Source organism: Deltaproteobacteria bacterium (genome assembly GCA_016178705.1).
In the GTDB taxonomy this organism is placed as follows: Bacteria; Desulfobacterota; Binatia; order HRBIN30; family JACQVA1; genus JACOST01.
On record JACOST010000001.1, the window covers coordinates 13,658 to 26,197 of the forward strand.

General features: G+C 63.4%; 12 protein-coding genes. 2 read left to right on the forward strand and 10 right to left on the reverse strand.

Annotated features, from left to right (window positions below; translation table 11 throughout):
- Positions 1-33: 33 nt before the first annotated feature.
- The 7 genes from lpxC to HYR72_00090 all read right to left on the reverse strand — a co-directional run bounded on the left by lpxC (position 34) and on the right by HYR72_00090 (position 6,879).
- Positions 34-1,311: a UDP-3-O-[3-hydroxymyristoyl] N-acetylglucosamine deacetylase gene (gene lpxC / locus HYR72_00060; protein MBI1813355.1), complete on the reverse strand. Its 1,278-nt coding sequence runs from the start codon at positions 1,309-1,311 to the stop codon at positions 34-36.
- A gap of 21 nt (positions 1,312-1,332) precedes the next feature.
- A complete protein-coding gene (locus HYR72_00065; protein ID MBI1813356.1) occupies positions 1,333-3,582 on the reverse strand; it encodes a PAS domain S-box protein in 2,250 nt (749 codons plus the stop codon).
- A 78-nt stretch (positions 3,583-3,660) separates the two neighbouring features.
- A complete protein-coding gene (locus tag HYR72_00070; protein ID MBI1813357.1) occupies positions 3,661-3,873 on the reverse strand; it encodes a DUF2905 domain-containing protein in 213 nt (70 codons plus the stop codon).
- 3 nt (positions 3,874-3,876) lie between these two features.
- Positions 3,877-4,911 (reverse strand): Holliday junction branch migration DNA helicase RuvB, encoded by a 1,035-nt coding sequence (ruvB, locus tag HYR72_00075; GenBank protein MBI1813358.1) that lies wholly within the window; start codon positions 4,909-4,911, stop codon positions 3,877-3,879.
- Between the two features lie 3 nt (positions 4,912-4,914).
- Positions 4,915-5,508, reverse strand: a complete 594-nt coding sequence (ruvA, locus tag HYR72_00080; protein ID MBI1813359.1) for a Holliday junction branch migration protein RuvA — start codon at positions 5,506-5,508, stop codon at positions 4,915-4,917.
- Positions 5,505-6,077, reverse strand: coding sequence for a crossover junction endodeoxyribonuclease RuvC (gene ruvC, locus HYR72_00085; GenBank protein ID MBI1813360.1), 573 nt, complete (start codon positions 6,075-6,077; stop codon positions 5,505-5,507). Before ruvC ends, ruvA begins: the two co-directional genes overlap by 4 nt.
- A gap of 49 nt (positions 6,078-6,126) precedes the next feature.
- Complete coding sequence (locus HYR72_00090; protein ID MBI1813361.1) at positions 6,127-6,879, reverse strand: YebC/PmpR family DNA-binding transcriptional regulator; 753 nt, start codon at positions 6,877-6,879, stop codon at positions 6,127-6,129.
- A 182-nt stretch (positions 6,880-7,061) separates the two neighbouring features.
- Here HYR72_00090 and HYR72_00095 point away from each other — a divergent pair, with 182 nt between their 5' ends.
- Positions 7,062-8,186, forward strand: coding sequence for a radical SAM protein (locus HYR72_00095; protein ID MBI1813362.1), 1,125 nt, complete (start codon positions 7,062-7,064; stop codon positions 8,184-8,186).
- 15 nt (positions 8,187-8,201) lie between these two features.
- Here HYR72_00095 and HYR72_00100 read toward each other — a convergent pair whose 3' ends face one another.
- Positions 8,202-8,552 (reverse strand): hypothetical protein, encoded by a 351-nt coding sequence (locus HYR72_00100; GenBank protein ID MBI1813363.1) that lies wholly within the window; start codon positions 8,550-8,552, stop codon positions 8,202-8,204.
- 13 nt (positions 8,553-8,565) lie between these two features.
- Positions 8,566-8,739 carry a hypothetical protein gene (locus HYR72_00105; protein ID MBI1813364.1) on the reverse strand — a complete coding sequence of 58 codons (174 nt, stop codon included), beginning with the start codon at positions 8,737-8,739 and terminating at the stop codon, positions 8,566-8,568.
- Positions 8,740-8,986: 247 nt separating this feature from the next.
- On the opposite strand from HYR72_00105, the gene HYR72_00110 reads away from it, so the two are divergent.
- The gene (locus tag HYR72_00110; protein ID MBI1813365.1) at positions 8,987-9,301 is read left to right on the forward strand and encodes a hypothetical protein; all 315 of its coding nucleotides are present in this window, start codon (positions 8,987-8,989) and stop codon (positions 9,299-9,301) included.
- Positions 9,302-9,324: 23 nt separating this feature from the next.
- Here HYR72_00110 and HYR72_00115 read toward each other — a convergent pair whose 3' ends face one another.
- Entirely contained in the window at positions 9,325-12,339 is a 3,015-nt protein-coding gene (locus HYR72_00115; GenBank protein ID MBI1813366.1) for a hypothetical protein, read from the reverse strand.
- Between the last annotated feature and the right edge of the window lie 201 nt (positions 12,340-12,540).

Below are 12,540 nucleotides of genomic sequence, written 5' to 3' on the forward strand. Positions count from 1 at the left end.
ATCCTCGTTCCGCAATCGCCCGGGCGGTGCCAGCTAGAGAGACTCACGGATCGCTTGCAGTAGCGCGATGTTGTCCGAGTGCCCTGTGCGCCGCGCGGTGACGAAGCCACGCAGCGGGCGCCCGAGCAAATAGAGATCGCCCATCACATCGAGGATTTTGTGGCGCGCAAACTCGTTGGGAAAGCGCAGCGTGGTGTTCACCACCTTCTCCTCGTCGATGAGGATGCAGTTGTCGAGTCGCCCGCCGCGCGCCAGCCCCATCGCGGCAAGCGCCTTCATGTCCTTGAGAAACGCAAACGTCCGTGCGGGGGCGATCTGCTCGCGGAATATCGCCGGATCGCCGGCCCGATAGGTGTGCTCCTGCGTACCGACTGGATGCGGATAGACCAGCGTGTACGACACGCCGAAGGTGTCCGCAGGATCGATCCAGATCGCCTCGCCGTCACCGTGGGGATCACCCACCGCGATGCGACGATCGATTTCAATCGGTTCGATGCTGGCGCCCTGCTCTTCGGTGCCGGCGCTCTCGATGAGCTGGCAGAACTCACGCGCCGAACCGTCCATCGCCGGCACTTCGCCCTGAATCTTGATCAGGAGATTGGTGATCCCGTACGCGTGCAGCGAAGCGAGCAAGTGCTCGACCGTCTTCACGGTGATCTCGCCGCGATGCAACGTCGTCGCATAGCCGGTCGAGTCGACATAGTCGAGAAACGCCGGCACGGTTTCATCCGACGACACTGTGCCGAAGACAATGCCGCTGCCTGGAGGCATCGGCTGGAGGATCAGTCCGGTTTTGGTACCGGTGTGCAACCCCTGCCCGCTGGCTACTACGCCGCGACGCAGCGTGCGTTGGGCGGTACCACTACGCAGCAGTGCCCCCTGAAGAGTCGCGCCATTGACCGGCTGCAGGTCGGGGCTCGCGGTCGCCGCGTGCGCCGCTGCGCGATGGTCGAGCGCGCGGTTGACCACGCGCAGCAGTCCTTCCAGTGAGAACGGCTTCTCAATGAAGTCGAAGGCCCCAAGCTTGGTCGCCTTCACCGCCGTCTCGATGTTACCGTGCCCGGATATCATCACGACTTCGGGCGAGAACGGCTCCGCGCGCAGCCGTTCGAGGAGTTGAATGCCGTCCATCTCTGGCATCCAGATGTCGAGCAGCACCAGCTCGGGGTGTTCATGTTCGATCACCTCTAGGGCTTGGCGGCCATCTTCCGCTTCCAGCACGCGCAACCCTTCATCAGCCAGTACCCCTCGCACCGACGCCCGGATCTCCGCTTCGTCGTCGACCACCAGCACCGTCGCCACCGTTTCCATGCGTCGTTCTCCTGTCTCGCGCTAGATACGCGCGCCGACCCGCGCCAGCGGTATACGTCGCCGGGTTGGGAACTCGATCACAAAGCGACTACCACGCGGCGCGTTGTCACGCACGCGGATGTACGCCTGATGGTCGGCGACGATCGCCGACACAATCGCTAAGCCCAACCCGGTTCCTTCCTTCTTGGTCGAAAAGTACGGCTCGAAGATGCGGCCCTTGGTCAGGTCGCTCATCCCGGTGCCAGTGTCGGCGACCTCCAAGCGCACCAAGCCGACGCGTGGTTCGTACTGCGTACTGACCGCGATCCGGCCGCGCTCGCCGGTGACGGCTGCGCAGGCGGCGACCGCGTTGTCGAGCAGGTTCACGATAGCGCGCTTGATCGCCGCACGATCGAGCTCGAGTGTCGGCAATTCCGCCGTGGGCATCCACTCGAAGTCGATTTCGCGATGGCCTTCGCGAAACAACACCAGCGCTTCCTCGATGATCTCGTTGAGATCCTGCGAGCTGAGATCAGCGGCCGGCAAGCGTGCGAAGGTGGAGAACTCGTTCACCATCTTCTTCAGCTCCTCGACTTGCCGAATGATGGTGCGCGTACACTCGTCGAAGATCCCACCATGCTGCTCACCCAGCTGGGTCGCGAACCGCTTGCGTAGGCGCTGTGCCGACAATTGAATCGGCGTCAGCGGGTTCTTGATCTCGTGGGCGATCCGACGAGCCACTTCGCGCCAAGCCTCCATGCGTTCGACTCGCAACAGATGACTCACATCCTCGAAGAACAGCATGACGCCCAGCGACGACCCAGCGTCGTCGCGCAGCGCCGCCGCCGTTACCAAGGCGGTAACGACACGATCGCCCCCGCCGAAACGCAACTGGCGTTCGACTTCGGCTTCGCCGCCCTCGACCACTTGACTGATCTGCTCCCCGATCTTGCGCAGATCGGAGCGCTCGAACACCGCTTGCCATGAGCGCCCTTCAACCTCGCGCGCACGCAAGCCGAGCATCGACTCCACCGCGCGGTTCACGGTGGTCACGGTGCCGGTTTGACCGATGGAGATGACGCCGGCCGCGATGTTGGCGAGGATGTTCTCGATGTAGCGCCGCCGCGCATCGAGCTCAGAGTGAATCGTCTTCAACTCGCCGGTCATGCGATTGAACGAATCGACGAGCGTCGCGACCTCCTCGTCGCCACCGGCGGCGATGCGATAGTCCCAGTTCCCTTGCGCCACTTCGCGCGTGCCCTCGGCGAGCCGCTGGATTGGCACCGTGATGCCCTTGGCGAGATAGAATCCGAACCAGGTCGCTGAGAAGATGACGACGAGCGTGATCAAGAGGAGCGTTAGGGTATAGCCGTTCTTGATCGGCTGCTTCATGGTCTTGAGCTGTCGATACTCCTGGAACGAGCGCGAGATATCCTCGGCGGTGCGACTAATCTGTCGCGGCACCACTTCGGCAATGACGATCGCACCAACCACTTGGCCGTCGGCATCCAGCACCGGCACTCCGCCGCGGACGAGATCACCCTTGCCAACGCGCTGTGTGCGAGCGATCGGCTCGCCCCTGAACAGCTGATCCATGATATCGAGCGGCGGCACGGGAAGTGTTGCGGTGCCGAGTTGCTCGCTTTGCGTTACCGCCGCCATCGCAGTGCGCGCGCCGTCGAACACCTCGATGCCGGCGAAATTCAGCTCGTGCAGCTTCTCGTTGAGAAACTCGTGCAGCTGCGCGCGCTTCGTCTGACTCCATAGTCCTCGTTGCTGGGTCTGCTCGGCCAACGCGCGCGCGGCGCGCAGCGACCGATTGGCAGCGGCCTGATAGTACGACTGCGCGACATCGAGCGAGCCCGCCAATGAGCTTTCCACGCGCACGCCGAACCAATTCTCGATCGCGGAGGTGAGGAAGCCCTGTGCGACGAGGAACAAAAGCAGCGTTGGGAACAGCGTCAGACTAACAAAGGCGAGCACCAAGCGGGTGCGCAACCGCGAACCGAGGATGCGCTGGCGGCGCTCGAACAGCAGCTTCACCAAATTGCGCGTGACCAGGAAGATCAGCAGGATCAGTAGGATCAAATTCAGGTTGATGAGCAGAAAGAAGACGATATTTCCCGATAGCGACGAGCTGTTGCTCAACTCCGGCAATCGAGTTTCGAACAGCGCTAGCACCAGCACCACCAGCGCGGTGATAGCGATGACGATGCCCTCACGACGGCGCCGGCGCCGCTCGTCGGGCGGTAGGTCCGGTCGTTCACGCCAGAGGCTACGCCAGCGAGACATAAGCAACCTGAGCAACTTGAGCAACGTGAAAAGGACGGCGCATTCTAAGAGCCCGGCATCTCGGCCGCAAGGGCCGCATCAGCGCCGGAGCAGATACAAGAGCAGACTCAGCACAACGCTGATCAGTACCGACGTCGTGAGGGGGAAGTAGAAGCTGAAGTGCTCGCGCTTGATGTACACGTCGCCAGGGAGCCGGCCAAGCCAGGGCACCTGGCCGACCACACTCGCAACAACGCCGACGGCGATCAGGACAGCGCCCAGGATGATCAACGCTCGCCCGATGTCGCTCATCGCTCACCTGGGAAACAACCTTCCCTGCGCCGCGGCGCCCCCCACCGCTCTGCCGAAGTGCTCATGCGCGCGTGGTGTCGCCATGCGCCCCTTTGGTGTACGGCTCAGATAACCAACCTGGATCAAGAACGGTTCGTAGACGTCTTCGATCGTGTCGCGCTCCTCGCCCACCGCGGCGGCTAACGTATCGAGTCCGACGGGCCCACCGCTGAATTTGTCGATGATGGTGAGCATAATCGCACGGTCCATTTTGTCGAAGCCTTCGCGGTCGACCTCTAACATTGCCAGCGCTTCGTCAGCGACCCGGCGTGAGATGACACCGTCGGCACGCACCTGCGCGTAATCCCGCACGCGGCGCAGCAGCCGGTTGGCAATGCGCGGCGTGCCGCGAGCGCGGCGCGCTATCTCGAGCGCACCGTCGGCTTCGATTCGAACCTGCAGGATGGCGGCCGATCGCTTCACGATCAGAATCAATTCTTCCGGGGCATAAAAGTCCAGGCGGAAGGTGACACCGAAACGATCGCGCAGGGGCGAGGTCAGCAGACCGGCGCGCGTGGTCGCGCCGATCAAGGTGAAGCGCTTCAGATCGAGCTTGATCGAGCGTGCCGCCGGACCCTGCCCGATCATCAAATCGATCTGAAAGTCCTCCAGCGCTGGATAGAGAATCTCCTCGACGATCCGGCTCAACCGATGGATCTCGTCGATGAAGAGCACGTCGCCGGCGTCGAGATTGGTCAGGATCGCGGCGAGGTCACCCGGTCGCTCGATGACGGGGCCGGACGTCGAACGGATGCTGACGTTCATTTCGCGCGCGATGATGTGCGCGAGCGAGGTCTTTCCCAAACCCGGCGGCCCACAGAGCAGCATGTGATCGAGCGAATCGCCGCGCCCCTTGGCGGCGTCTATTGCGACGCACAGATTGGCCTTCACCTGCTCCTGCCCGACATAGTCGGCCAGCGTTGGCGGCCGCAAGCTCGTGTCGAGGGCAACGTCTTCCTCGCTAGTCGCCGGGGTGATGAGACGATCTGGGTCCGACATCAGTTAGCCGCTCAATCGGCGCAGCGCGTCGCGAATCACGCCGCTGAGTTCCTCCACGCCGTCGGCGCGCGCCGCCTTCACCGCATGCTCCGCCTCCGGCCGACGGTAGCCCAAATTCACCAGCGCCGAAACCGCCTCGGTGTTGACGCCGTCACTCCGACTGGCGCCCTGCCCATCGGCGTGCGCGGCCTGCAGGATCTTGACGCGATCGCGTAGCTCGACCACCAGGCGCTCGGCGGTCTTCTTGCCGATGCCGGGGATCGACACCAAGCGAACCAAGTCACTCGATTCGATCGCCGCTTGCAGCTCGCGAACCGGCATGCCCGACAAGATATTGAGCGCCAAGCGCGGACCGATGCCGGACACACCGATAAGTAACCCGAAAAGCTGCCGTTCGTCCGCCTCGGCGAAGCCGAACAGCTCGAGCGCGTTCTCGCGCAGGTTGGTGTGAATCAAGAGCCGCACGCGTTCACCGGTATTGGGCAATTGATAGAGGCAGTTGAGTGAGACGAAGACTTGGTAGCCGACGCCCCCAACATCGACAACCAGGTGCTCGGGTGATTTGTGCGCGAGCGTGCCGCTGAGTTGGGCGATCATCGTTTCGCCCCCGGTTTCACTCCGGCGAGACTCATCCACCGACCGCCCGAGCGGCGGCGGCGCGCGCGCACCAACTCGACCAAGTTCCCGTGTCCGATGCGTGCCGCCATCCGGCGCGCGTGGATGTGACACACAGCTGCGGCGAGCGCGTCGGCTTCATCAGTCACCACGTCACCTTCGATTGCGAGCAGGCGGCGCATCATCAGTTGTACCTGCTCCTTTGTGGCGCGACCGGTGCCGACCACAGCCAGCTTGATCTCGGCGGGACTGTACTCCGCGATCGTCAACCCCTCTCGCGCCGCGGCGACCAGCACCGCACCACGCGCCTCACCTAGCCGGAACGCGCTCTGCACGTTGGCCGCGACGAAACTCTTTTCCAAACTGAGTGCGGTCGGCGAGTAGTGCGCAAGGACTTCTTCGAGCCGCGCCACGATGGCGGCCAAGCGCGCCGGCAGAGCACCCCGCACGCGCACGACACCACTGGCGACGCGGATCACTCGCGTGCCGCGTTCCTCCACCACACCCCAGCCCGTCGTCACCGTGCCGGGATCAATCCCGAGCACTCGCATATCGTGTGAGATTACAACTCCCGCCGCGCCACTCCGCATCCACCCGCCGTCAGGCCGCGCTGAGTCGCTCCAATTCCTCCGGCGCAATCTCGAAATTCGCCGCAACTGACTGGATGTCGTCGTGGTCTTCCAGCTCTTCGATGAGCGCCATCGTGTGCTCCGCCGCTTTGCCGGTCACCGCCGTGCTGTTCTCCGGCTGCATGGTGATCTCGGCGGTAGCGGTTTCGATCTTGGCGTCGTCGAGGGCTTCCTTCACGGCATGGAACGACTGCGGATCAGTAACGATCTCAAACTGATCCCCGGTGTCGCTCATGTCTTCCGCGCCAGCCGCAAGGACCAGTTCAAGGAGCGCGTCCTCGTTGGCTTTGTCCTTCTCGACAACGAGTACACCCTTCTTATGGAACATCCACGCCACGCAACCCGTGGCGCCGAAGTTGCCGCCGTGCTTCTCGAATACCCGCCGGATCTCGGCAACGGTGCGATTGCGGTTGTCCGTTAGCGCTTGCGCCATCACCGCTACGCCGCCCGGGCCGTAGCCTTCGTAAGTGACCTCTTCGTAGTGGACGCCTTCCAACTCGCCGGTACCCTTCTTGATCGCGCGCTCGATATTGTCGTTCGGCATGCTCTGCGAGCGCGCCGTCAGCACAGCCGTCCGGAGGCGCGGGTTGGCATTGATGTCACCGCCACCCATACGTGCGGCCACGGAGATTTCCTTGATCAGCTTGGTGAACAGCTTACCCCGTTTGGCGTCCTTCGCCGCCTTCTTGTGCTTGATGGAACTCCACTTGGAATGGCCGGACATGAAGCCTCCTCGGACGATCGGGAAACTGCCGGACAGCTAGCACAACGATTTTCACGAGTAAAACGACGAAGCGAAAGCCATCGACGGGGCGTCGATGCCTCCACAATCGCGTGCCCAAACGTCAGAACAGATGGGTCGCAGTCGGAGTACTATCGCCAGCGGCCGTGTGATAAGAAACTATCGTGTCCCCGCTGATCCGCACTCTGGTCCGACTAGCGCCGCGCCCACTCAGGGCAGCGCTGGAGAAGAACCCCAACCTCACCACGCGGCGGCTGGTCAACGCGGTGCTCAACAAGGTGGAGATGCGTCTCGGGCGGACTCATTTGATCTCCCGCCCCTACAAACTCTGCATCGACGTCAGCAACAAGTGCAACCTTGCGTGCCCATTTTGTCCCACCGGACGCCACGAGCACGGACGCGCCAAGGGTAACGTCTCATTTTCGGTCTTCAGCTCGATCGTAGATGAACTCGCGCCGTACGCGTTCTCATTAGATCTGTTCGACTGGGGGGAACCGTTCTTCAACCCGGAGCTGCCCCGGCTGATTGCCTACGCTCACCGCAAGGATCTGATCACCACCATATCCAGCAACCTCAGCTTTCGCCTGAGTGACGACACGATCCGGGCCGTCATCGCATCCGGACTCTCGTATCTCACCGCGTCGGTTGATGGGGCCGATCAGGGTTCGTACGAGATCTATCGCCGCGGCGGCAAGTTCGAACTCGTGATCGAGAACCTGCGAAGCTTCGTCCGACTCAAGCGGGAATTTGGGAGTGTCACCCCGCGCATTACTTGGCAGTATCTGGTCTTCGCACCCAACGAGAATCGAGTGGAGGACGCGCGCCAGCTCGCGAAGGAGCTTCAGCTTGATGCCTTCAGGCCGCTAGCTGGAACCTACGACGATCCCAGCTGGCAGCCGAGCGGGGACTATTCGTTTGACTACTTGCACGTACATGAAAATCGCTGCGTGTGGCTGTGGAACTCCGCCGTCTTTCACTGGGACGGCGGCTGGGCATCGTGTTGTATGGGCTTTTACAAACACGACGATTTTGCCGAGTGGACGCCCGGGGCTTTTGGCCGACTCTGGAACAATGAGAAATTCGTCGCAGCTCGCCGCATCTGGACCGAGAAGGACTCACCTCTTCCCGATGGGCACTATTGCACGGACTGCGACAAGGTTCGCTTCTATCGCGGATTGCCGCAAAACTCGGCGACGAAACCTCACCCCGACGCCAGTCGAGTCGCATCCACGGCGAGCATAGTCTCGGAGGAGTCACCGCAGCTCGTTCGACGCATGCCGGCTGCGTAAATCGCCGGCTCGACGTTACGCCGCCCGGCCCTTCGGCTTTGTTGTCTTCGAGCAGGCGCCGCAGAGGTTGGCGACGTTGTTGGGATCTTCCACCAAGCCATCATCCATGTTGTGGCAGACCTTCTTGCACTCGCCGCAGATGAAGTAGACGCCTTCGATCGTCTTGTTGATCCGCTCGCGGTTGAGGATGCGGCCCTTCAACTTCTCGACGCGGATGCCGAGCAGCGTTTCGTACTGGCGCTTGATCTTGCGGCGGCCGGCTTCGTCCTTGGGGAGTTCACCGTCTTCGCTGCCCTCGTCGCGTTCGTCGGCGTCGAAGATGCTGTGCCCCTTCTTGGCCTTGTCTTTTTTCGGGGTCCGGCCCATACGCCCCTCCGTACTAGCGGGTTCGCTCGCTGAAGCCGCAATCTTTCTCGCACACCCAAAAGAACCCCTTGCGGCCAAAGCCGGTAAAGTACGTCACCTTGCTATCGGAACCGCACTGCGGACATTGACGGGTGCGCTGAATCTGTTCTGCGGACTTTTGAGCGGTCTTCGCCTTCTTCTCTGCCATCGGTTGGCCCTTCCTATTCGCGTCGTGCTCGGTGATGCGTGCTGCGGAAACGTGTGGCGCCACCACCCGATGACCACCGGCCGCGCGTCTTGTCCACCAGACCGGCTTGCTGCATCGCTGAGGCTGGCCTGTATAACGGAGGGGCCTGACTCAGTCAACGTAGCCTGGCGGACACGTAGCCTGGCGTGCGCCTCCGCGGTCCGTGGGCTATACTTCGGACGCGATCAGACCTTCGGAGGAGACAGGCATGCCACGCGGGCTCGCGACCTTGGGCGGCGTAGCGATCGGTGCGGTGCTGGGTGCCGCAACTGGATATTGGCTGTGGGGTCGCGATGCCGCGCGCCTGCCGCAGCTCGACCTGCGCCTCCAAACGCTCCAATCCGAGATGGCGGAACTGCGTCAAGCCAAGCTGACCCTTGAGCAACGCGTCGGACAGATCACCAAAGAGCAGGAACGTCTGGCGCAAGAGAACGACCTGCTGCGCACTCAGCGTACGAGCGAGCAGTTGCTGAGCGAGTCAACGCGCGACCGCGACAACCCGCCGCCGTTGCCACCCAAATAGGCGGGCACCGCCGATTCGGGGTCTCATGGTGAGCCAGCGGACAGTACCCGCAGGATCATCTGTCCCTGTAAGCTCAAATTGTCGCCGCTGTCACGCAGCTTGACGGTGACAACCGTATCGCCGACCGGGAAGCTGAAGGGCCGCTCGACGGCTCCGCAAAACTGCAGAGTTGAGTTGCTCGCCACGAATCGGAAATCGCCGGTGCGGATGACCGTACACGCCTCGTCCGTGCTGCGGCCGACTGGCTGGCCGCCACCGTTGAGAAAGCGGCAGCCGAGGTCGTTCATTGCGTCCGAGATGGGTTGCGTGAAAGCAAAGTTGGGCGGCTCGGTGGAGGGCACGCCACCGAGATCGGGCGACATGTTGTCACATACGGCCGTACTGCCGTTTCCCAGTGGTCGCGAGACGATGACCTGCAGGTCCGGTCGCACTGTCGGGTCCGACGCGTCGGTGGCAAAGGCACTCTTCCCGAGTGCGTGGTGGCTACCGCCCGGGCGCCCCTCGACCACCATCGTGAAATTGAACCCGAGCGGCCGCACGTAGATCGGTACACCCCCTGCTGTCGTGGCGCTCGGCGTCGGCACGGTGCCGTCCGAATTCGCGGCGCCGAAGAACGTGATGAACGGTCCTGGATAGATCGTTGGCGTCGGCGTACGCGTAATGGTCGGCGTGCGCGTGATCGTCGGCGTCTCGGTGATCGTCGGGGTCTGCGTCGGCGTGCGCGTGTTCGTCGGCGTCCGCGTTGGCGTCAATGTGAACGTGACCGTCGGAGTGAGCGACGGCGTGAGGGTACGCGTAAACGTCGGCGTCAACGTCGCGGTTGGCGTCAGAGTTATACTCGGCGTGTTTGACGGCGTGCGGGTCGGGGTCACCGTGGAGGTCAGCGTCGGCGTCAGAGTCGATGTCGGCGTCCGCGTCGCGGAAGCTGTGAAGGTTATCGTTCCGGTGGCACTCGTGGTGCGGGTGGGCGTTTCTGTCGGAGTCGGCGTCGAGGTGGGTGACGGCGCGTTGGTGCGGGTGAATGTCGGGACGCGCGTCACAGTCCCCGTGGCTGTCAGCGTGGCCGTGCGGGTCAACGTGCGCGTGAATGTCGGCGTAGTCGTGGGCGTCGCGCTGCTTGTGGGCGACTCGGTCGGCGTGAAGGTTGGCGGCCGGCTCCCCGTAATCGTGACCGACGCCGTACCGGTCGTAGTGGCGGTGCGCGTGCGAGTGAGCGTGGCGCTCGGCGAGGGGCTGCGACTGTTTGTTGAGGTTCCGGTTGGAATCGGCGTCATGGTACCGGTCGTGGTCGGTACCGCTGTCAGACTTTGTGTCGATGAGGCACTGCGGCTCGCGGTCGTGGTCGGGGTCACGGTTGGCGTGGCAGTGATTGATCCAGTTGGCGTGAAGCTGCGGGTGATCGGCGGCGTCCCAGTTACACTAGGTGATGCGGTGATCGTACGAGTGTGGGTAGCTGTGGGGGTTGGCGTCATGCTCAGCGTCGGCGTCGCGGTGGGCGTGTAGGTTAGAATGCGGGAGCCGGTCGCCGTCACGGTAACGGTACCGGTACGCGACGGCGTACGTGTCCGACTCGGCGTCGCGCTAAGGGTGGCGGTGCTGGTCGCGGTATCGGACGGGCTGGGCGAGGGCGGCGGCGTGGGAGCAATCGTCGGGGTGTCCGACGGCGTTCGCGTCGGCTGAGGCGAGCCGGTGCTGGTTGTCGTGGTCGTCGGTGTGATCGAGGTCGTCGGTGTCCGTGTCGCCGTCGGCGTACGCGTTCGCGTGAATGTTGGGCGCCGTGTGCGCGTTGGCCGGCGGGTGCGGGACATCGTCGCTGTTGCGGAGTTGGTTGCCGTAAGCGAGCTGGTGGCGCTTGGCGAAGGGGTGGCTGAGGCCGTCGCCGAAGTGCTGCGCGTCGCACTGTTGGTTGCGGTACCGCGCGGTGTGGCGGTCGATGTCGTAGTCGGTGATGGACTAGTGGTTCCGGTCACGGTTGGGGTCGCGGACGGCGTATCAGTGGGAATGGTGGATGATCCGGTCATCGTTGGCGACGGCGTCGCGGAGTTGGTCGCTGTCGAGGTAATCGTCGCACTCGCCGTGGGTGTAGGCGAAGGTACAGCACTGCCGGTCAACGTTGGAGATGGCGTCACGGTGGCCGTCCCGGTAGGCGACGGAGAGTGGGTCACCGTCACCGTAACGGTCCCTGTCAGCGTAACCGTCGGTCGCTGCGTCGGTGTCGCCGTCGACGTTGGTGTTCGAGTGGGCTTCGGTCGGGTCGGCGTCGCGGTCGGCGGTAGTGTGGCCCCGATGTGCACGATGATCTGCTCGACCGGGCCGACACTGCCACTCACGCTGCGCACGCGGGCTGTGATCACGGTGTCACCCTCCGCGAACTGCAACTCGGTGGCTATCGGCGCGCAGAACTGTGCCCGGGTACTGGCGCTTGTGAACGCCGGATTTCCGAACGCGTTGAGCGTGCACGCGGCCGCGGGATTTCCGACGACCTCGAAACGACACGCCAAGTCGTTGAGGGCATCGGCGACGAGTTGGCCGCCGCTGAAATCCGGCGGGTCGATGGCGGGCACTCCGTTTTCGCACACTGTGCGGCTACCATCGCCAGCCGCGCGCGAGAGCAACAACTGCAGATCGGGCCGTGCCGCAGGATCGTTGGGGCGTGCGTTGAACAGTTGAGTACCAACCGCAGCGCCATCGCTTCCAGGTGCCGCCTCGACCACCAAGCGGAAGCCAACGCCTGTGAACCGTTGATACACCGCTGTACCCTCCACCACCGTTGCCGGCGAAAGTATCGTCCCGTCGGCGGCGGCGATGCCGAAAAAGGTAAGCATCGGCCCCGGAGCCGGAGTGGGAACGACGGTCGGCGTGCCGGAGGGTGCCAGAAGAAGCAGCGCCGTGGTATCGGCGGCGTTGACGAAGCCATCCTGATTAACGTCGGCTCCCGCACAGCTCGCGACCAATCCGCCGCCGACATCGCCCACGGCTTCGCCATCGCCGTCGTCAATTTCGGACTCGAGTTGCCAAAGGTCGGTCGCGGTAACCACCCCGTCACAATTCACATCGCCTGGAGCGGAGGGGGGCCCTGCGGAGGCCCCCCCGACTATCACCATCGCCACAGCCACGACGTTTATCCACGCGCGCCGCCACAGCGGATATTCGGTTCGCCTCCACACAAAAAGACGAGTCACTATGCCCAGCACTTCCGCCGGGGTCAATATCCGCCGAGACCAGCTCGGCCGTCTTTG

Bases quoted from the DNA above. Each gene is read 5' to 3' on its own strand.
- ruvC (MBI1813360.1), bottom strand. From the start codon at position 6,077: ATGCGAGTGCTCGGGATTGATCCCGGCACGGTGACGACGGGCTGGGGT.
- ruvB (MBI1813358.1), bottom strand. From the start codon at position 4,911: ATGTCGGACCCAGATCGTCTCATCACCCCGGCGACTAGCGAGGAAGAC.
- HYR72_00105 (MBI1813364.1), bottom strand. From the start codon at position 8,739: ATGGCAGAGAAGAAGGCGAAGACCGCTCAAAAGTCCGCAGAACAGATT.
- HYR72_00065 (MBI1813356.1), bottom strand. From the start codon at position 3,582: ATGTCTCGCTGGCGTAGCCTCTGGCGTGAACGACCGGACCTACCGCCC.
- HYR72_00110 (MBI1813365.1), top strand. From the start codon at position 8,987: ATGCCACGCGGGCTCGCGACCTTGGGCGGCGTAGCGATCGGTGCGGTG.
- lpxC (MBI1813355.1), bottom strand. From the start codon at position 1,311: ATGGAAACGGTGGCGACGGTGCTGGTGGTCGACGACGAAGCGGAGATC.
- HYR72_00090 (MBI1813361.1), bottom strand. From the start codon at position 6,879: ATGTCCGGCCATTCCAAGTGGAGTTCCATCAAGCACAAGAAGGCGGCG.
- ruvA (MBI1813359.1), bottom strand. From the start codon at position 5,508: ATGATCGCCCAACTCAGCGGCACGCTCGCGCACAAATCACCCGAGCAC.
- HYR72_00100 (MBI1813363.1), bottom strand. From the start codon at position 8,552: ATGGGCCGGACCCCGAAAAAAGACAAGGCCAAGAAGGGGCACAGCATC.
- HYR72_00070 (MBI1813357.1), bottom strand. From the start codon at position 3,873: ATGAGCGACATCGGGCGAGCGTTGATCATCCTGGGCGCTGTCCTGATC.